Here is an 18,020-nt window from a genome sequence, read left to right as displayed (position 1 = left end):
ACAGAGTAGTCCGCCCGGAGCAACCGAGCAGGCTAATTGCGCGTGCCGTCACACCCTGTCGGCGACCCGTAACACTGGGCCCCGGGCCGCTGCTAGCAGGCGGCGATCTTCTTGTAGCCGATCCAGAACTCGCCCCTGGTGTTCACGTTGGCGTTCGTCCCCAGGTGGAGATAGGTGTGCGCGCCGACGATCTGCTTCAGTTGGCCCTGGGAGACGCTGTCGATGGTGACGAACGGCGCCCCGACCGGACCGCCGTGGAAGGTCGCCGACGTGTCACCACCGGGCGCGACCGCGGTCCCGCTCGCCCAGCACGCCGCACCCGTCGAGATCACCCGCAGCACCAGGTCCCCGTTGGTCTGCATCCGCACCAGATAGTTCCCGTTACAGATCGCCTTGCCGGCCCCGAGCGTCCCCGAGAACGCCGTACCGACACACCCTCCCACCGCGGCCGCTGCCTGACCGGAGTCAATCAGCTTTCAAACCCGCTGTCAGGCCGGTTCGACCAGCTCGACCAGGACGCCGCCGGCGGACTTCGGGTGGATGAAGTTGACCCGTGATCCGGACGTCCCGCGCCGCGGTTCGTCGTACAGGAGTCGGGCGCCGCGTTCCCGTAGTACTTCGGAGACCGCGTCGAGATCGCTGACCCGGTACGCGAGCTGCTGGATGCCCGGGCCTCGCTGGTCGAGGAACTTGGCGATCGGCGACGCGTCCGACAGCGGCGCCAGCAACTGGATCGACGAACCCGAGTCGCCGACCGAGAGCATCGCCTCGCGGACGCCCTGCTCCTCGTTGATCTCCTCGTGGGTCACCGTCATGCCGAACACGTCCGCGTAGTACCGGACGGCCTCGTCGAAATCGGCGACCGCAATACCGACATGGTCGATCGCGTCGAACAGCTGATCCATCCAGCCAGGGTGGCGTAAACCCGGTTCGGCAGGCCATCGAAAGTGGCCCAGCCGACACGATCCGTGTGACCCGTCTGACGCGTCCGGGCAGCGGCGTACCAGTGCCGTCGCAGGTATCGTGACGATATGTCTGACACGCGGAACACCACCGTTATCGTCGCCGGCGCGCGGACCCCGATCGGGCGGCTGCTGGGCGGACTCAAGGGCTTCACCGGCGCCGAGCTCGGCGGCTTCGCGATCAAGGGCGCGCTGGACAAGGCCGGCGTCGCGCCGGACCAGGTCGAGTACGTGATCATGGGCCAGGTGCTGCAGGCCGGTGGCGGTCAGATCACCGCCCGCCAGGCCGCGGTCAAGGGCGGTATCCCGATGGACGTTCCGGCCATCACGATCAACAAGGTCTGCCTGTCCGGGCTGAACGCGATCGCGCTCGCCGACCAGCTGATCCGCGCCGGCGAGTACGAGATCGTCGTCGCCGGCGGCATGGAGTCGATGACGAACGCGCCGCACCTGCTGCCGAAGTCCCGCGAGGGCTTCAAGTACGGCGATGTGCCGCTGGTGGACTCGATGGCGTACGACGGGTTGTGGGACGCGTTCACCGATCAGGCCATGGGCGCGCTGACCGACCAGAAGAACAACGCCGACGAGAAGCTGAGCCGCGAGGAGCAGGACGAGTTCAGCGCTCGTTCGCACCAGCGCGCCGCGGAGGCGTGGAAGAACGGCGTGTTCGCCGACGAGGTCGTCCCGGTCGAGGTGCCGCAACGCAAGGGCGACCCGATCGTGGTGGACAGCGACGAAGGTGTCCGCGGCGACACGTCGGTCGAGGTGCTGGCCAAGCTGCGGCCCGCGTTCGGCAAGGACGGCACGATCACGGCCGGTTCGGCCTCGCAGATCTCCGACGGCGGCTGCGCTGTCGTCGTGATGAGCAAGGCGAAGGCCGAGGAGCTCGGGCTGAGCTGGATCGCCGAGATCGGTGCGCACGGCTCGGTCGCCGGGCCGGACTCGACGCTGCAGAGCCAGCCGGCCAACGCGATCGCCAAGGCCTGCAAGAAGGAAGGCATCGAGCCCGCCGACCTCGACCTGATCGAGATCAACGAGGCGTTCGCGGCGGTCGGTATCGCGTCCGCGCGCGAGCTGAACGTCGGCGACGACAAGGTCAACGTGAACGGCGGCGCGATCGCGCTCGGCCATCCGATCGGCATGTCCGGCGCCCGCCTCGTGCTGCACCTCGCGCTGGAGCTCGGCCGCCGCGGCGGTGGCGTCGGCGCCGCGGCCCTGTGCGGTGGCGGCGGTCAGGGCGACGCGCTGATCGTCCGGGTACCGAAGAGCTGATGCTGGTCCCGCACTCGCCCGCCGGGTCGGAGCCGTGCCGCTCGCTCGTCGAGGGGCACGGGGTCTGATGCCGCGGCGGACGCCACCGGTCGGTGAGTTGGTCGAGCGTGCCCGCGAGGGGGACTCGCGCGCGGTTGCTCGGCTGATCTCGCTGGTCGAGGACGAGTCCCCGCTGCTGCGCGAGGTGATGGCCGCGCTGGCGCCGCATGCCGGCCACGCCCACATCGTCGGCATCACGGGCTCGCCCGGCGTCGGTAAGTCCACGTCGACGTCGGCGCTGGTTTCGGCGTACCGCGGGACCGGCAAGCGTGTCGGCGTACTCGCGGTGGACCCGTCGTCGCCGTTCTCCGGCGGTGCGCTGCTGGGGGACCGGGTGCGGATGCAGGACCACGCGACCGACCGCGGCGTGTTCATCCGGTCGATGGCTTCGCGCGGGCATCTCGGTGGGCTGTCGTGGTCGACGCCGCAGGCGCTCCGGGTCCTAGACGCGGCTGGATTCGACGTTGTGCTGGTGGAAACGGTCGGAGTAGGGCAGTCCGAGGTCGAGATCGCCGGTATGGCGGACACGACGCTGGTCCTGCTGGCGCCGGGGATGGGCGACGGCATCCAGGCGGCCAAGGCCGGGATCCTCGAGGTCGGCGACATCTACGTGGTGAACAAGGCGGACCGCGACGGCGTCCAGTCGGTCACCCGGGATCTCCGGGCGATGCTCGCGCTGGCCGAGCGGTCCGAGGGCGCCTGGACGCCGCCGATCCTCAAGACGGTTGCCTCGCGCAATGAAGGCGTCGACGAGGTCGTCCAGGCGATCGAGGACCGGCTGGTCTGGACGCGCGGGAACGGCGTACTCACCGAGCGCCGGCAGTCTCGGGCCCGGGACGAGATCGAGGCGATCGCGACGACGGCGCTGCGGGCCCGGTTCGCGCATCTGCACGGGGACGCGCGGCTCGACGTACTGGCGGCCAAGGTCGCGGACGGCGGCACCGACCCGTATTCTGCGGCGGACGAGTTGATCGCGGCTTTGTGACCTCGGTCGCACTGTTGGAACACTCGACCACGCAGTGTCACATTGTGTCTTTGCTTTCCGTTCATCGGATGTTGTGCCGAATTCGGGCAAATGCCGCAGGATTTACGCTCCGCCAGCCGATACGCGTCTCAGGGCGGCGCGCCGGTGGCTGCCGTGCCCCCGAATCCGTTACAGAATGGACCTTGTAGCTGGTGAGCATTGTGCGGTGGGCTGTGTTCAGTCAGTGACAATTGGTGACGGTCCGTGATACAAATTCCAACACAGTCGACCGAGTGGTTAGGAACAAGGAGTGGCGACATGCCGAAGAAGCTGTTGATCTGGTCGCTCATCGCCTTTGCCGGCTTCTATCTGTTCACTCAGCCGGCGAACGCCGCCAACGCGGTGGGAGGCGCGTTCTCGGCCGTCGGTGACGCGTTCGGGAGCGTCATCACCTTCCTGACCGCGCTGTTCAGCTGATCTGCCGTCTGAGTGTCCCGTTGCGAGCGATCGTGCGGGACACTTGGCTGTACGGGGTCACACAACAGCGCGCCAGGGGAGTGAGTGGATGGCCGGCATAGGCGTGTTCCGGATCTTCGACCCGAAGGTCCGGCGCCACCTGATCTCGGACGAGGGCGAGGTCGTCATCGACGAGGTGCGGCAGCACTGGGTGGTGTATTCGGTGCCGATGCTCGAGGTTGCGCTGGCGGCCGCGCTGCTGCTGACGATGGCCGCCACCGCGATCGGTGGGCAGCCGGTGCTGCTGGCGATCGTGCTGGTGTTGCTGACCCACGCCTTCTGGCAGTTCCTCACCCACCATCGGGACCGCTTCGTGGTCACCAACATGCGGGTGATGCGGATCCGCGGCGTCTTCTCCCAGACCGTCGCGACCACCCCGATCGCCCGGGTCCTCGACATCACGCTGCAGAAGCCGATCATCGGACGGATGCTGGGCTACGGCCACTTCGTCTTCGAGTCGGCCGCGCAGGACCAGGGCTTCCGCGAGATCAAATGGGTCAGCCGGCCCGATGACCGCGACCTGACTATCCAGCGCGTCATCCAGCGCACCGGTCTGCGCGCGTCGGCGAGCGTCGACGTACTGCAGGGCGACGAGGACTCCGACGACGACGGCACCGGTCCGATCGGGATGGACTCGGCACAGGAGGTCACCGCCACCGCTCCGGTGATCACGACCACCGCACCGCAGGCCCGCCCCTCGTCGTCCCCGTCCGCCACCAAGTCGATCTTCAACAGCGAACGCGGCAACTGGACCGACGAGGATTAACCAGCCGGACGCGCGGCTAGTTGTTGGAAGTGGGCTCGGCGGCGTTCGCGGTGGGCGCGTTCGGGGTGAGTTGCCGGGGCGGTGGCTAGTGCTTCGTCCAGCTCTTGGACGGCTTCGGCGTAGCGGTGGTGGCGGGCGAGGAGCTCGCCGCGGATTGCGTGCCGGCGTGAGCTGGGTGGGATGGCGTCCAGCAGGTTGAGGGCGGTATCGACCTCGCCGGTTTCGGCGATCGCGACCACGCGGGCCAGCTCGGCGGCCGGGCTGGGGGAGACCTCGACGAGCAGGTCGTACAGGCGGACGATCTCGCGCCAGTCGGTCGCCGTATAGCTCGGGACGCGCGCATGCTCGGCCGCGATCGCGGCCTGCAGCTGATACGCGTCGGCCTGACGATCCGAGCGCTCCAGCGACTCGTTCAGGAGCCCGACCCCGCGCGTGATCAGGCTCTGGTCCCACCGGGAGCGGTCCTGCAGGTCCAGCGTCACCACCTCACCGGACTCGTCGACACGAGCCGGCCGGCGAGCTTCCGTCAGGAGCAGGAGCGCCAACACCGCAGTCGGCGTGGGTTGGTCCGGCAGCAGCGTGTGCAGGAGCTCGGCCAGACGGATCCCCTCCGCGCAGACGTCGACGTCGTACGCCGCCTCGCCCTCGGACGGAGCATGGCCCGCGGTGTAGAGGCTGTGGATGACCGCACAGACCGCAGGCAGGCGTTCGGGGAGGTCGGCCTCAGGCGGGACCCGGTACGGGATGCGAGCGGCGGCGATCTTCTGCCGGGCACGGACCAGCCGCTTGGTGGTCGCGACCTCGGTGGTGAGCAGTACGTCCGCGATCTGCGCGGGAGAGAGCCCACAGAGCGTGCGTAGGGCGAGTGCGACCCGGGTCGGCGGTGAGAGCGACGGGTGGCAGCAGGTGAAGATGAGTCGCAGCAGATCGTCGTGCACGACCTCGTCCGAGTCTGGTTCACCCCGGGAAAGCTCGATCAGGTCGGCGCCGGCCCGTTCCTTGCCGGCGCGGGCGCCTTCGCGGCGGATGATGTCGATCGCCTTACGCCGGGCGGTCACGGTCAGCCAGGCGCGCGGCTCCGGCGGTACGCCGGTCACCTCCCACGCGCCGAGCGCCGCCAGGGCTGCCTCCTGGACGGCGTCCTCGGCGAGCTGCACGTCGCCGACGGTCCGGATCAGGGTGGCGAGGATCCGCGTCCCCTCGATCCGGATCGTGTCGGCAACGGCGCCAAACCGCTCGTTCAAGTTGGCCCGCTGGTTCATTTGGCGATGATGACCGGCCGCACCTCGACCGCTCCGCCCCACGCTGCCGGGATCTCGGCCGCGATCTTGACCGCCGCCTCGAGGTCGTCGGCCTCGATCAGGTAGTAGCCGGTCAGCGCTTCCTTGGTCTCGGCGTACGGGCCGTCGGTGGTGATCACCGGCCCGCCGCGTGCGCCTTCGACCCGGACGACGGTCGCCGTCGCGGTCGGATGCAGCACGGCGCTCGCCTTGACCTGCTCGGCGTACTTGACACCGAACTTCCGGTACTCGGCCAGCTCCTCGGCCTGCTCGGGCGCCCACCAATCGACGTCCGCGGTGTAGGTCAGTGCAAGGTACTGCGCCATCGGAGTCCTCCTTCTCGCTGAGACCACTGTGGTCTCTCGTCAAAGGAACGAACAGCAGGACCCGCAGAGGACATCGCTACTGCGTGGCTTCCGAGATCCTGCCGCGGAACGCACGAACGACGTTCGGGTCGCCGACGGTCTGGATCGCGTCCTCGCCGACCCGCCCCCACAGCCACAGGTAGATCGGCGCCGGATCACCGAAGATCTCCGCCGCCGCCTCACCCTCGGAGCCCTGCTGTACGTCGATGCTCGTCGCGTCGGCGTTGATCGTCCAGGACCGGCCGGCCGCGGTGATCCGGAGCGTGGCATCGATCGGGTACTCCGTGTCGCCCTCCTCCCACCACGGGCCGGCGAGATTCGGGTACAGCACCTCGTCGATGCCGTCGAGCGCCAGGTCGGCGTCGATCGGCGTGACGACGTCGTGGGCCTGTTCGACATCGATGCGGTGGATGAGACTCTCGTGCGCCATCCGCCGGTACCAGAAGGTGGAGGTCGTGTCGCGCGGGTTGAACGTCCACGTCTCCGTATCGGTCCCGGCCGCCTCCAGTGCGCTGATGAGCGCCGCGCGCGCCTCGTCGTACCACGCGAGGGTCTCGTTGCCGGTGAAGTCCGGCGGCCACGGGTCGGGGCGGGCGCCGAGTTTCAGCACCTCGACCTTGTGCACATAGACCATCGCCACATGGCGAACAACGTCGTCCACGGTCCACCCCGGACAGCTGGGCACGGCCGCGTCGAGCCCCATCCGCGCCACCTCACCCAGCCGCGCACTCTCGGCCCGCACATGCTCGAGAAATCTCATGCCCGCACCCTCCCAGACCCCGCGGACAGTTTCATACACTCCGCGCCTTGAGTGCCTCCTCCCAATCCGAAGTCTCCGAGTGGCTGATCTCGACGACCCTTTGGGTCAGCAACTTCCCGGCATCGTCGGCGGTCGCGTACTGCCCGGCGCGCTGGACGTACAGCCACGCCTCGTTCCGCAGGTCTTCCGCGGTACGGCGATAGGTCGGATAGGAGTCCTTGAACCCGAACAGCGTCCGGATCCCTTCGGCCAGCGCGATCACGCCACCGAGCGCGGGCGCCAGCCACTTGGGTATGTCGAACGCGACCGAGATCGCGATCAGCAGCGCGGCGACGAGTTGCACGGTCCCGAGGCCGCGGTAGGCGATGCGGGCCCAGTTGGCCTGCCGGTTGTACCACTGGAACCGGAGGCTGATCAGCTGTTCGGCGGGGGTCTCGGTCCCGAGGGCGGGGAAGTCCGAATCTCTGAGTTTCGACATGGTCTGCCTAGTGTCGGGCTAATCTTCGGCCCATGGCGAGGAAGAGGGCGTTGCCGTTCGATCCGATCGACGAGGCGTCGCGGCAGTGGGGGCGGCGGTGGGGCGCGGTCGAGCAGATGCGTGCCGTCACGTCGCTGATGCGCGCGCAGCAGATCGTGATCAACGAGCTGGACGACATCCTCCGCAAGCACGGGCTGACGTTCGCGCGGTTCGAGGCGCTGGTGCTGCTGACGTTCTCGCGGCGCGGCTCGCTGCCGCTGGGCAAGATGGGCGAGCGCCTGCAGGTCCACCCCACATCGGTGACCTCGATCGTCCGCCGGCTGGAGGCGGCCGGCCTGGTGACGCGTACGCCGCACCCCGACGACGGCCGCGCGATCCTGTGCGAGATCACTCCCGAGGGGCGTGACCTGGTCGAGCGCGCCACCGCCGACCTGGTAGCCGCCGACTTCGCCGTATCCGGCCTCACCGACGAGCAACTGAAGATGCTCTGGACCGTGCTGGAACCCCTCCGCCACAACGCCGGCGACTTCTGATCGAGGCTTCCCGGTCGCTCCGCGGTTGGAAATAGTTGGACGTCCTAGTATTTTGGGACCAGTTCCCGAGGAGGTCTGACTGATGGATGCCGAGCAGATTGCCGCCGGACGGTCCCGGTGGCAGCAGCGGTACGACGCGGCGCGCAAGCGGGAGGCGGATTTCACCACGCTCTCCGGCACCGAGGTCGAGCCTGTCTACGGGCCGCCCGAGGGGGTCGAGGACCCGCGGATGGAGCGGATCGGCTGGCCGGGGGAGTTCCCGTTCACCCGCGGGCTGTACCCGACCGGGTACCGCGGCCGGACCTGGACGATCCGTCAGTTCGCCGGCTTCGGCAACGCCGAGCAGACCAACGAGCGGTACCGGATGATCCTGAACGGCGGTGGCGGCGGCCTGTCGGTCGCGTTCGACATGCCGACGCTGATGGGCCGCGACTCCGACGACCCGAAGTCGCTCGGCGAGGTCGGGCACTGCGGCGTCGCGATCGACTCGGCCGCGGACATGGACCGGCTGTTCAAGGACATCCCGCTGCAGGACGTCACGACGTCGATGACGATCTCCGGCCCCGCCGTACCGGCGTTCTGTATGTACCTCGTCTCGGCCGAGCGGCAGGGCGCGGACATCACCAAGCTCAACGGGACGCTGCAGACCGACATCTTCAAGGAGTACATCGCGCAGAAGGAGTGGCTGTTCCCGCCGGAGCCGCATCTGCGCCTGATCGGCGACCTGATGGAGTACTGCGCGACCACGATCCCGGCGTACAAGCCGCTCAGCGTCTCCGGGTACCACATCCGTGAGGCCGGCTCGACGGCTGCGCAGGAGCTCGCGTACACACTCGCCGACGGCTTCGGGTACGTCGAGCTCGGGCTGTCCCGCGGGCTCGACGTCGACGTGTTCGCGCCTGGCCTGTCGTTCTTCTTCGACAGCCACCTGGACTTCTTCGAGGAGATCGCGAAGTTCCGTGCGGCCCGCCGGATCTGGGCCCGCTGGCTGCGCGATGTGTACGGCGCGAAGACGGAGAAGGCCCAGTCGCTGCGGTTCCACACCCAGACGGCCGGCGTGTCCCTGACCGCGCAGCAGCCGGTCAACAACGTCGTACGGACGGCCGTCGAGGCGCTGGCCGCGGTCCTCGGTGGGACGAACTCGCTGCACACCAACGCGCTCGACGAGACGCTCGCGCTGCCGACCGCGGAGTCCGCGGAGATCGCGCTGCGGACGCAGTCGGTGCTGATGGAAGAGGTCGGGGTCACGAACGTTGCCGACCCGCTTGGCGGTTCCTGGTACGTCGAGGCGCTCACCGATGCCATCGAGGCCGAGGCTGAGCAGATTTTCGCCCGGATCAAGGAGATGAGCCCGGACGAGACGATGACCGGCGGCATCCTGCGCGGGATCGAGGACGGCTGGTTCATGGCCGAGATCGCCGACGCCGCGTTCGAGTACCAGCAGAAGCTCGAGAAGGGCGAGAAGAAGATTGTCGGCGTCAACACGCTGACCGACACCGTGTCCGGCAACCTGGAGATCCTCCGGGTCTCGCACGAGGTCGAGATCGAGCAGTGCCGGGTGCTCGCGGAACGCAAGGCAGGGCGTGACGAGGACCTGGTACGGCGTACGCTAACGGCTCTGGTGGAGGCGGCCAGCGGCACTGGCAACCTGATCGAACCCATGCTGGAGGCAGTGCGTGCGGAGGCCACGATGGGGGAAATCTGTCACGTTCTTCGGGAACAGTGGGGCGAGTACCGAGAGCCCGCCCGATTCTGAGGAGCCGTCACCGCCCGACCTGACTGCCGCGGCGACCAGCGCGATCGGGCCGCCGGACGGACGCCGCGTGGTGGTCTGCGGATCGGACCGCACGATGCTGCGGGTCACCACCGAGCTGGTGAGTTCGGGCGAGCGGGTCACCGCGATCGTCAACCCGGACTCCCGTCACTACGACCGGATCAAAGAGCTGGGCGCGAACGTGATGGGCGCCCGCGTGATCAGCGAATCGCTGCTGCGCCGCGCCGGGGTCGACGCTGCCGATGACGGGGCGCCGTCCACGGCGCGCGCCCTGGTGCTGCTGGACAACGACGACGTTCACAACGTGCACACGGCTTTGACCGCGCGCGACATGGATCCGGAGCTGCGGATCGTCGTACAGATGGTGAATCCGCGGCTGGGTAAGCACATGAACCGGCTGCTCGGCGACTGCGTGGTGATCAACGGGCCGTCGCTGGCTGCGCCGGCATTCGTGTCGGATGCCTTGGAGGACGACGAGCTGACCTGGCTGGATCTTGGCGGGCGTCGGCTGGTGGCGGGGCAGGCCGATCTGATTCGGGAGCCGCATCTGACTGTGCTGGCGGATACGAGTTCGTCTGCGACGCCGACGTTGTTGCCGTTGTCGAGTTCGGATCCGGATGGCGACATCGTGCTGGGCACCGGCGTACGGACGGTTTGGCGGAGTCGCGACGTACGGCCGGCGGGCTGGTTCATGGCGCTGCGGGACATTCTCGACAGCCGGGTGCGGAAGATCGCGGCGGTGATGGCGTTCCTGATCGTGGCCGGGACGGGGGTCATTCACTTCTTCGGCGGGATCGAGTGGTGGCGGGCGCTGTACCTCGCGGCCGGGGTGGTGACGTCGGCCGGGATCGACGACGACAAGTTCAACGACGCGCAGCCATGGGTGAAGGTGAGTGCGGTTCTGGTGCAGCTGACCGGGATCGTGTTGATGGCGCTGCTGACGGCGGTGGTGGTCGACTCGCTGATTGGTGCGCGGTTGTCGCGGTTGATCGGTGGGGTTCGTGGGCGGCCGCGGAACCATGTGGTGGTGTGTGGGCTTGGCACGGTTGGGTCGCGGGTGCTGGAGATTCTTACCGAGCGTGGGGTTGCGGTGGTGGGGGTGGATCAGGATGACGAGGCTCCTGGCATCCAGACTGCGCATCGGTTGAAGATTCCGGTGGTGGTCGGGGACAGCAGCAATGAGGAGACGCTGCGGTCGGCGGGGGTGCAGCGGTGTCAGTCGGTGCTTGCGATCACCGACGGGGACATCACGAACCTGGAGTGCGCGATCATGGCGCGGGATCTGAACCCGGATGCCTGGATCACGATGCGGATGTTCGACCACGACCTGGCGCAGCGGGTTGAACGGCGGCTCGGTCTTGGTCATAGCCGGTCGGTGTCGATGCTGGTCGCTCCGGCCGTGGCTGCCGCGGTGGCAAACCGGCGGAGTCAGGTCACTGTGCCTGCTGGTCGGCGGGTGCTGTTGCTGACCGAGGTGACCGTTGAGCCCGGGTCGATCGCCGTTGGGAAGCGGATGGGGGAGCTGGACGAGGCCGGGGGACTGCGGGTGCTGGCGAGGCAGGACCTGGGCGAACCCTGGGACTGGAGTCCGACGTCGGGCGGCGAGCGCCAGAACGGCCGCGATGCGCGGCAGAACGGTCGGGTGCCGGCGGGCGAGCGGGAGCCGCGGGCGGGTGGGCGCGGGCCGGGAGCTGAGCGGGAGCCCCGCGCGGCAGGGCGTGGGCCGGCCGGCGAGCGGGAGTCGCGGTCCGCGGGGCGGGCGCCGGTGGTGGAGCGGGTGCCAGCGGTTGAGCGGGAGCTTCGGGCGGGGGATCGGATGGCGGTTGCCGGGACCCGGAGTGGGCTGGCTCGGCTGTTGATGGCGACCCGGGGGCAGCAGAGTTCGGCATCGTCGTAGAGGATGGACCTGTGAACGTACGTAGTGCGCACGGAATGCGAGGACAGTGGTGAGCCAGTCCAACTTCTCCCGTCCCGGGGCGATCGACCTGTCGGGCCTGCGCAAGCCGGCCGGTGCGGCTCCTGGTGCACCCGGCGCGCCGGGCGGTCAGGGCGGTGGCGGCGCCGCGGGGTCGTACGTGCTGAACGTGAGCGAGCCGACCTTCCAGAGCGACGTCATCGAGCGGTCCCTGCAGGTGCCGGTCGTGGTCGAGTTCTGGTCGCAGCGCTCGCAGGGATCGGTCGCGCTGGGCCCGGTGCTCGCGCGGCTGTCCACGGAGTACGCCGGTAAGTTCCTGCTCGCGCGGATCGACATCGACGCGAACCCGCAGCTGGCCCAGGCGGTCGGCGTACAGACGGTTCCGCTGGTGATCGCCGTACTGCGGGGGCAGGTCGTGCCGCTGTTCCAGGGCGCGCTCGGCGAGCCGGAGGCACGGCAGTACCTCGACCAGCTGCTGACTGTGGCGGTGGCGAACGGGATCACCGGTCGCGCCGAGCCGGTCGGTCCGGCTGATCCCGACGCCGACTCGGCCGAGGAGCCGCCGCCGAACCCGCGGTACGAGAAGGCCGAGAACGCTGTCGCCGCGGGCGACCTGGACGGCGCGATCGCGGCGTACGAGGAGCTGCTCAAGGAGACGCCGGCCGACGCCGAGGCGAAGTCCGGGCTGGCCCGGGTGCAGCTGGTGAAGCGGACCCAGGACGTGCCGGCCGACGTACGGACGCGTGCGGCCGACAACCCGGCCGATGTCGAGGCGCAGATGCTGGTCGCCGATGTCGACCTGATGGGCGGGCATGTCGACGACGCCTTCGCGCGGCTGATCAGCACGGTCCAGGCGACCTCGGGCGACGAGCGGAACACCGTCCGGCTGCATCTGCTCGAGCTGTTCGAGGTCGTTGGCGCGGACGACGACCGGGTGATCAAGGCCCGCCGTCGGCTGATGTCGGCCCTGTTCTAGCCCTTCAGTATCGGATCTGTTGTCAGGGTTTCTGAGACCCGGGCGAGGAGGGCGCGGAGGGTCTCCGCCTCCTCCTCGCTGAAGGCTGCGGCGAGCCGGCGTTCGACGCCGGTGGCCCGTTTGTCCGCCTGATCGAGAGCCTTGCGCCCGGCGTACGTCGGGCGGGTCTCGATCACGTGCTTGTGCAGCGGATGCGGCGTGCGCTCGATCAGGCCGCCGGCCTCCAGGTTCCGCAGGATCGTCGTCATCGTCTGCGGGGTGACGGCGCAGCGGCGAGCCAGTTCTGCCGCCGAGATTCCCGGCTGCTCGTCCAGCACGAACAGAGCGGCGTACTGCGGAACCGTGAGTCCGGCCGGCTTCACCGCCGCTGACTTCGCGGCCTGCAGCTCCTGCTCGACCCGCTTGAGGTGACTGCCGAGCCGTTCGTCGAAGGACATCCGCATGCGGACCATCCTACGAACGGCGCTGATGATATATGCATTGACGATCATCAGAGCTCTGATTAATCTCTGTGCTCGTATTCATCTCGAGGAGGGGTTCTTGATGAAGTTTCGTGTGGTGGCCGTGGCGCTCCTTGCCCTGGCCGCAGGGTCGGCGTCGCCGGCCGCAGTACCCGTCCAGGCCGCCGCTTCGCACGGGATTCCCGTGCAGATTGACGGCCGGACGGCGGACAGGTATCCGGAGGGGATCGCGTGGGATCCGACCCGGCAGGCGTTCCTGATCGGGTCGCTGGCCACCGGGCGGATCTCGGTGGTCGGCCGGGACGGCGTACCGCATCCGTTCGCTGTCGCGCCGGGCGTGTCGACGTTCGGGCTGCATGTCGATGCCGTGCGCAACCGTGTGCTCGTCACGTACGCCGACATCGGGAACGGTGAGCGGTCGTCGGATGCGACGCTCTACAAGCAGTCCGGGGTTGCGATCTACAACCTGCGGACCGGCCGGCTCGAGCGGAAGGTCGATCTGAACACGCCGCGGCTGAATCCGGCCGGCGGTCGCCATAGCGTGAACGATCTGGCGATCGATGCCGTGGGCAACGCCTATGTCACCGATCCGTCGGGTGACGCGATCTATCGGATCACGCCTGGTGGTTCGGCGTCGGTTCTCGTCCGCGATGCGCGGCTGCAGAGCGACACGATCGGGCCCAACGGCATCGTTTGGCATCCGGGCGGCTATCTGCTGGTGGTCCGGTATGACGTGGGCACGCTGTTCCGGATCTCGCTGCGGGGTGAACTCAGTACGACTGGTCTGACCAGTGCACTGGTCGGGGGAGACGGCCTAGCGCTCCAGCGGGACGGGCGGCTGATCGCGATCACCAACAAGCTCGGGGCAGCGGGTGTCGAGCGGGCGACGGTGCTGAGCAGTCGGGACAACTACCGGACCGCGCAGGTGCGGTCGGTCGAGCCGTGGCCGGTCTCCGGTCCGACGACGGCTGCGATCACGCCGTACGGGACGTACGTACTGAGTGGGCGGATCGATGTGCTGATCGCGGGCGGCTGGTCTGACCAGTTCACTATCCGGCGGATGGGGGTGAGCTGAGCTGGCCGGAATCGGACAGTGTGAATTCTTGTAATTGGTACTGAAGTGCTCTGAGAATTCTTCACATGAGTGCTGTCGCGTCGCCGCCGCCGAGTCTCGAGGCGCGGATCCACGGCCTGCTGCCGGCGTTGAGCCCGGCGCAGGCCCGGATCGCCGCCGAGGTACTGCGGGATCCGGCGGCGGTCGCGGGCTCGACGATCGGCCAGCTGGCAGCCCGCTGCGGTACGTCGCTGCCGAGCGTGACGCGCTTCTGCCTCGCGCTCGGCCTGTCCGGGTACGCCGAGCTGCGGCTCGCGCTGGCGGCTGAGACTGGTCGGACCAGTCTCAGCTGGGAGCGTGGGACCGGTTCGGAGGTCGGACCAGACGACTCGCTTGACGACGTACTCCGGACGTTGCTGCGTGCTGACACGCGGGCGCTCGAGGACACGGTCGCGACTCTCGACGTCGATGCGCTCGGGCGTGCGGTGCGGGCGATCTCGGACGCGCGCCGGATCGACCTGTACGCCGTGGCGGGGTCGGCGGCTGTCGCTGAGGACCTGCGGTTGCGGCTGCATCGGATCGGGCGGGGCGCTAGTACGTGGAGCGACGTACATACCGCGCTCGCCAGCTCCGCGTTGCTCGGGTCCGGTGATGTCGCGATCGGGATCTCGCACAGTGGCGAGACGATCGAGGTGCTGGAACCGGTGGTGCGTGCCGGGCGGCAGGGCGCGACGACTGTTGCCATCACCAACTATCCGCGCTCGCCGTTGGCGCGGGCGGCGGACATCGTGCTGGTCACCGCGGCGCGCGACGTCACGTTCCGGACCGGGGATCTGGCCGGCCGGCACGCGCAGATGATCGTGCTGGATGCGCTCTATCTCGGCGTCGCACAGCGCGACTATCCGTTGGCCGAGCAGGCCTTCGACGCCACTGCCGAGGCCGTCGCCGATCACCGTCAACGATCCTGAAACGCCTTCTGCCGCAAGCTCCGTTCGTCCGCCTTCCGAAGGAGAATCATGCAGAGTCCGCACCAGATCCTTGGCCCCAGCCGCCGCAGCCTACTGCTCGGCGCCGGCGCCACTGCCTTGACTGCAGCCGCAGCGAGCGCCGCATCCGCCACAACCGCAGCCGCCTCGACCACCTCCGCCGGAGCCGGCTCTGCCGCCGGGGCCGGTTCGGCGGGAGCGGCGTCGGCAGGAGCGGCGTCGGCGGCGGGAGGCGCCTCGGCTGCTTCCGCTGCAGCGGGTGGTGTCGCGGCTGCCGCCGTACCGTCGCCGGACACGTTGCCGTTGACGGGTGGGCCTGACTTTCCGATCGGGTTGTTCTGGCCGCCGCACCCGTATGCGAGCACCGCGCAGCGGTTCGCGGAGATCAAGAACGCCGGGTTCGACTTCGTCATCTCCGGCAACTACGCCGGTGACGGCAACATCTTCCAGTACCAGCTCGGCCTCGCCCGCGACGCCGGGTTGAAGATGCTGATCTCGGACGACATCCAGATCCGCAACATGTCCCGCTGGTTCTCGATCTCCGACACCACCACCGACTTCCTCAGCGTGACCCCGGCCGAGGCCAGTGCGCTCTACATCCGAGCCCGTGACGCGTACGGTCCGTACTCGTCGCTGGCCGGGTTCAACTTCTACGACGAGCCGGGCGCGGGCTGGTTCGCGACGCTGGCGAAGGCGCTTGCGATCTCGCGTGAGCTCGCGCCGCAGTTGCTGCCGTACATCAACCTGCTGCCGTCCGACGACGCGACGTACTATCGCAACTTCGTCGACGTGGTGAAGCCGTCGCTGATCTCCTTCGACCGGTACCCGCTGCTGTCCGAGGGGCGCGAGGACGAGAACTACTTCCACAACTGGGCAATCGTCCGGGACGCGGCGTTGTACGGCGATATCCCGGCGTGGGTCTACATCCAGACGCTTGCCTACAACAACCATCGCGAACCGACCGCGGCCGAGCTGCTCTGGCAGATCAACGTCAGCCTTGCGTACGGCGCGAAGGGAATCCAGTACTTCACGTACTGGACGCCGGAGGCTGCTCGCGGTGAGGGGTTCGGGCCGGCGCTGATCACGGTCGACGGCAAGCGGACGGCGCGGTACGACGCTGCGAAGCAGATCAACACCGGTTGGTTGCATCAGGTCGGGCGGGAGCTGAAGCCGTTGGTGTCGGAGTCCGTGGTGCATGCCAACGAGACTCCGTTGCCCAACGGTGCGGTTGGGTTCACGCCGACGGCCTTGGTCTCGGCGGTCTCGGGGGATTCGGTTGTCGTGGGCACCTTCCGGTCGCGGGATGCCTCGTTGGGTGATCGGTGGGTGTTGGTTGCCAACCGGTCGCATAGCGCGCGGGCTCGGGTGGTTCTGGCGGTGAACGAGCAGACGGTTGGGTCGGTTGGGGTGTTCCAGCCGGCGAGGGGGAAGTACGTGTCGCAGCGGGTCGGGCCGGTGCAGGTCTCGCTGGCTCCTGGGGCGGCGACGTTGGTCAAGCTCGGCGTGAAGTAGTCAGGTGGTCTGACCGGTGTAGATGCCCATCGCGCGGAAGCGCAGGGCCGGGGCCGCGTACTCCTCCAGGGCGTGCGCGGTCCAGCCGATCATCCGGGCGAGCGCGAACAGGGCGTCGCCGGCGTCCGGGCGGAAGTTGTACGCGTGCATGATCGCGGCGATGGCGAGGTCGCTGTTCGGGAAGGTCGGAGCGCGCTCGGTGATGGCGGCGATCGTGGCGACGATCGGGTGGTCGCCGAGGAGACCTAGCAGTACTTCGGCGCGTGGGTCGCGGTGCTGGTAGATGCGGTGGCCGAAGCCGGGGATGGCTTCGCCTGATCGCAGTTGGTCCGAGAGTGCTTTCAGGGGGTCCTGCTGTGCGCGTTGGAGGAACTCGTAGGCGAGGGTCGGCGCGGCACCGTGGTACTGCCCGTCGAGGGCGCCGAGCCCGGCGGAGATGACGGCGTACAAGTTCGCGCGTGCGCTGGCGGCAACCCTCGCCGCAACCGTCGAAACAGCAAGCCCGTGGTCAGCCAGCAGGATAAGAGCCGCATCAAGCACCTCCGGCCGAGCCGGTTCGTCCGACAGCTTGGGCCAGAGCCGTGCCCCGAGGGTCGTGTCGGGGGCCGCGTAGTCACCGTGATCCCGCGGCTGCTCGGTCAGGTCGGGCAGCGCTGTCACCAGAGTCCCGATCAGCCTGCCGGCCGCAGCAGTAACTGCTGGCACCGACAAGTCGAACCGCAACGGATCCGCAGCCCCAAGTACAGCCACCGCAACCCGCACCCGATCCGTCAACCGAGCCCCCTCCGGCACCACGGCAACAGCCGCCCGAGCAAGCTCCACCCCATCATCCGTCCCCACAAACGCACCCGCGGCGGAGGCCGCCCCCGTGCCCCCGGAAGAGCCGGCCGCGAACATGGCCGCGCTCGCGGCCGAGCCGCCCGCGCTCCCGGCTGAGCTGACGGCGGAGCCCGCCCCCGCCTCCGCGCTCGCGGCTGAGCTGAGGGCGGAGGTCGCTCCAGCCGTCCCGGGAGGGCCGGCTGACGCTGCCCCGGTGGTGCTGGCTGCGGACGTCGCGTCTGTGGGGGAGGGCCTCGGGGCTGCGCCGGTCCACAGGAGGTGGGCTACTTGTTCGACGGTCCAGGTGGTGGAGAGGGTGCTGGCTGGGTGGCCTCGGTAGTGGAGTTCGTCGTTCTGGAGGAGGGTTAGTTGGGATTCGATGCGTTCTACTACGCCGGAGTGGTCGACCGAGCGGCTGGCCAGGCGTTCTACTTCGGTGGCTGGGAAGAGGCTGCCTCGGCGGCCTCGGGCGCGGGTGCTGGTGAGGAGGCCTCGGCTGACGTAGGCGTAGATGGTTTCGGGTTTGACCTGGAGGCGGCGGGCGACCTCCGCGGTGGTCAGGTAATTCTCGTCACCTTCGGCGGTCAT

19 protein-coding genes are annotated in these 18,020 nt (G+C 68.7%); 11 read left to right on the top strand and 8 right to left on the bottom strand.

Going from position 1 to position 18,020, the window contains the following annotated elements; all coding sequences use genetic code 11:
* Window positions 1-92: 92 nt before the first annotated feature.
* On the bottom strand, window positions 93-443 hold the full coding sequence (locus ACFWUU_RS36025) for a hypothetical protein (RefSeq protein WP_380182550.1): 351 nt from the start codon (window positions 441-443) through the stop codon (window positions 93-95).
* 45 nt (window positions 444-488) lie between these two features.
* Window positions 489-905: a methylmalonyl-CoA epimerase gene (gene mce, locus ACFWUU_RS36020; RefSeq protein WP_137259429.1), complete on the bottom strand. Its 417-nt coding sequence runs from the start codon at window positions 903-905 to the stop codon at window positions 489-491.
* 126 nt (window positions 906-1,031) lie between these two features.
* On the opposite strand from mce, the gene ACFWUU_RS36015 reads away from it, so the two are divergent.
* The 4 genes from ACFWUU_RS36015 to ACFWUU_RS36000 all read left to right on the top strand — a co-directional run bounded on the left by ACFWUU_RS36015 (window position 1,032) and on the right by ACFWUU_RS36000 (window position 4,519).
* Window positions 1,032-2,234: an acetyl-CoA C-acetyltransferase gene (locus ACFWUU_RS36015; protein ID WP_380182548.1), complete on the top strand. Its 1,203-nt coding sequence runs from the start codon at window positions 1,032-1,034 to the stop codon at window positions 2,232-2,234.
* A gap of 67 nt (window positions 2,235-2,301) precedes the next feature.
* Complete coding sequence (gene meaB / locus ACFWUU_RS36010) at window positions 2,302-3,258, top strand: methylmalonyl Co-A mutase-associated GTPase MeaB (protein ID WP_380182546.1); 957 nt, start codon at window positions 2,302-2,304, stop codon at window positions 3,256-3,258.
* A gap of 297 nt (window positions 3,259-3,555) precedes the next feature.
* On the top strand, window positions 3,556-3,714 hold the full coding sequence (locus ACFWUU_RS36005) for a hypothetical protein (RefSeq protein ID WP_166678426.1): 159 nt from the start codon (window positions 3,556-3,558) through the stop codon (window positions 3,712-3,714).
* 88 nt (window positions 3,715-3,802) lie between these two features.
* A complete protein-coding gene (locus ACFWUU_RS36000; RefSeq protein WP_137259426.1) occupies window positions 3,803-4,519 on the top strand; it encodes a PH domain-containing protein in 717 nt (238 codons plus the stop codon).
* On the opposite strand, the gene ACFWUU_RS35995 is transcribed toward ACFWUU_RS36000, so the two are convergent.
* The 4 genes from ACFWUU_RS35995 to ACFWUU_RS35980 form a co-directional block, all read right to left on the bottom strand.
* Window positions 4,516-5,781 (bottom strand): RNA polymerase sigma factor, encoded by a 1,266-nt coding sequence (locus ACFWUU_RS35995; protein ID WP_380182544.1) that lies wholly within the window; start codon window positions 5,779-5,781, stop codon window positions 4,516-4,518. The genes ACFWUU_RS36000 and ACFWUU_RS35995 overlap by 4 nt on opposite strands.
* Entirely contained in the window at window positions 5,778-6,125 is a 348-nt protein-coding gene (locus ACFWUU_RS35990) for a YciI family protein (protein WP_380182542.1), read from the bottom strand. Before ACFWUU_RS35990 ends, ACFWUU_RS35995 begins: the two co-directional genes overlap by 4 nt.
* Window positions 6,126-6,201: 76 nt before the next feature.
* Window positions 6,202-6,924 (bottom strand): maleylpyruvate isomerase family mycothiol-dependent enzyme, encoded by a 723-nt coding sequence (locus tag ACFWUU_RS35985; RefSeq protein ID WP_380182540.1) that lies wholly within the window; start codon window positions 6,922-6,924, stop codon window positions 6,202-6,204.
* Between the two features lie 31 nt (window positions 6,925-6,955).
* Window positions 6,956-7,402: a DUF4231 domain-containing protein gene (locus tag ACFWUU_RS35980; RefSeq protein WP_137259422.1), complete on the bottom strand. Its 447-nt coding sequence runs from the start codon at window positions 7,400-7,402 to the stop codon at window positions 6,956-6,958.
* A 32-nt stretch (window positions 7,403-7,434) separates the two neighbouring features.
* Between ACFWUU_RS35980 and ACFWUU_RS35975 the strand changes: the two genes are divergently transcribed.
* From ACFWUU_RS35975 to ACFWUU_RS35960, 4 genes are all read left to right on the top strand, one after another.
* Entirely contained in the window at window positions 7,435-7,935 is a 501-nt protein-coding gene (locus ACFWUU_RS35975; protein WP_137259421.1) for a MarR family winged helix-turn-helix transcriptional regulator, read from the top strand.
* An 82-nt stretch (window positions 7,936-8,017) separates the two neighbouring features.
* Window positions 8,018-9,691, top strand: a complete 1,674-nt coding sequence (locus ACFWUU_RS35970) for a methylmalonyl-CoA mutase (RefSeq protein ID WP_380182538.1) — start codon at window positions 8,018-8,020, stop codon at window positions 9,689-9,691.
* Entirely contained in the window at window positions 9,612-11,606 is a 1,995-nt protein-coding gene (locus tag ACFWUU_RS35965; RefSeq protein WP_380182536.1) for an NAD-binding protein, read from the top strand. Before ACFWUU_RS35970 ends, ACFWUU_RS35965 begins: the two co-directional genes overlap by 80 nt.
* A gap of 49 nt (window positions 11,607-11,655) precedes the next feature.
* The gene (locus ACFWUU_RS35960) at window positions 11,656-12,600 is read left to right on the top strand and encodes a tetratricopeptide repeat protein (protein ID WP_137259419.1); all 945 of its coding nucleotides are present in this window, start codon (window positions 11,656-11,658) and stop codon (window positions 12,598-12,600) included.
* On the opposite strand, the gene ACFWUU_RS35955 is transcribed toward ACFWUU_RS35960, so the two are convergent.
* Window positions 12,597-13,043 (bottom strand): MarR family winged helix-turn-helix transcriptional regulator, encoded by a 447-nt coding sequence (locus tag ACFWUU_RS35955; protein ID WP_380182534.1) that lies wholly within the window; start codon window positions 13,041-13,043, stop codon window positions 12,597-12,599. The two genes, ACFWUU_RS35960 and ACFWUU_RS35955, sit on opposite strands and share 4 nt — an antisense overlap.
* A 100-nt stretch (window positions 13,044-13,143) precedes the next feature.
* On the opposite strand from ACFWUU_RS35955, the gene ACFWUU_RS35950 reads away from it, so the two are divergent.
* The 3 genes from ACFWUU_RS35950 (at window position 13,144) to ACFWUU_RS35940 (ending at window position 16,613) form a co-directional block, all read left to right on the top strand.
* A complete protein-coding gene (locus ACFWUU_RS35950) occupies window positions 13,144-14,136 on the top strand; it encodes a hypothetical protein (RefSeq protein WP_380182532.1) in 993 nt (330 codons plus the stop codon).
* A 65-nt stretch (window positions 14,137-14,201) separates the two neighbouring features.
* Window positions 14,202-15,083 (top strand): MurR/RpiR family transcriptional regulator, encoded by an 882-nt coding sequence (locus tag ACFWUU_RS35945; RefSeq protein WP_380182530.1) that lies wholly within the window; start codon window positions 14,202-14,204, stop codon window positions 15,081-15,083.
* Window positions 15,084-15,131: 48 nt separating this feature from the next.
* Window positions 15,132-16,613 carry a hypothetical protein gene (locus tag ACFWUU_RS35940; protein ID WP_380182528.1) on the top strand — a complete coding sequence of 494 codons (1,482 nt, stop codon included), beginning with the start codon at window positions 15,132-15,134 and terminating at the stop codon, window positions 16,611-16,613.
* On the opposite strand, the gene ACFWUU_RS35935 is transcribed toward ACFWUU_RS35940, so the two are convergent.
* Window positions 16,614-18,020, bottom strand: a complete 1,407-nt coding sequence (locus ACFWUU_RS35935; protein ID WP_380182526.1) for a citrate/2-methylcitrate synthase — start codon at window positions 18,018-18,020, stop codon at window positions 16,614-16,616.

It is taken from the genome of Kribbella sp. NPDC058693 (assembly GCF_042715335.1).
Lineage (GTDB): Bacteria > Actinomycetota > Actinomycetes > Propionibacteriales > Kribbellaceae > Kribbella > Kribbella jiaozuonensis.
This window is presented reverse-complemented; position numbering and strand designations above follow the sequence as displayed.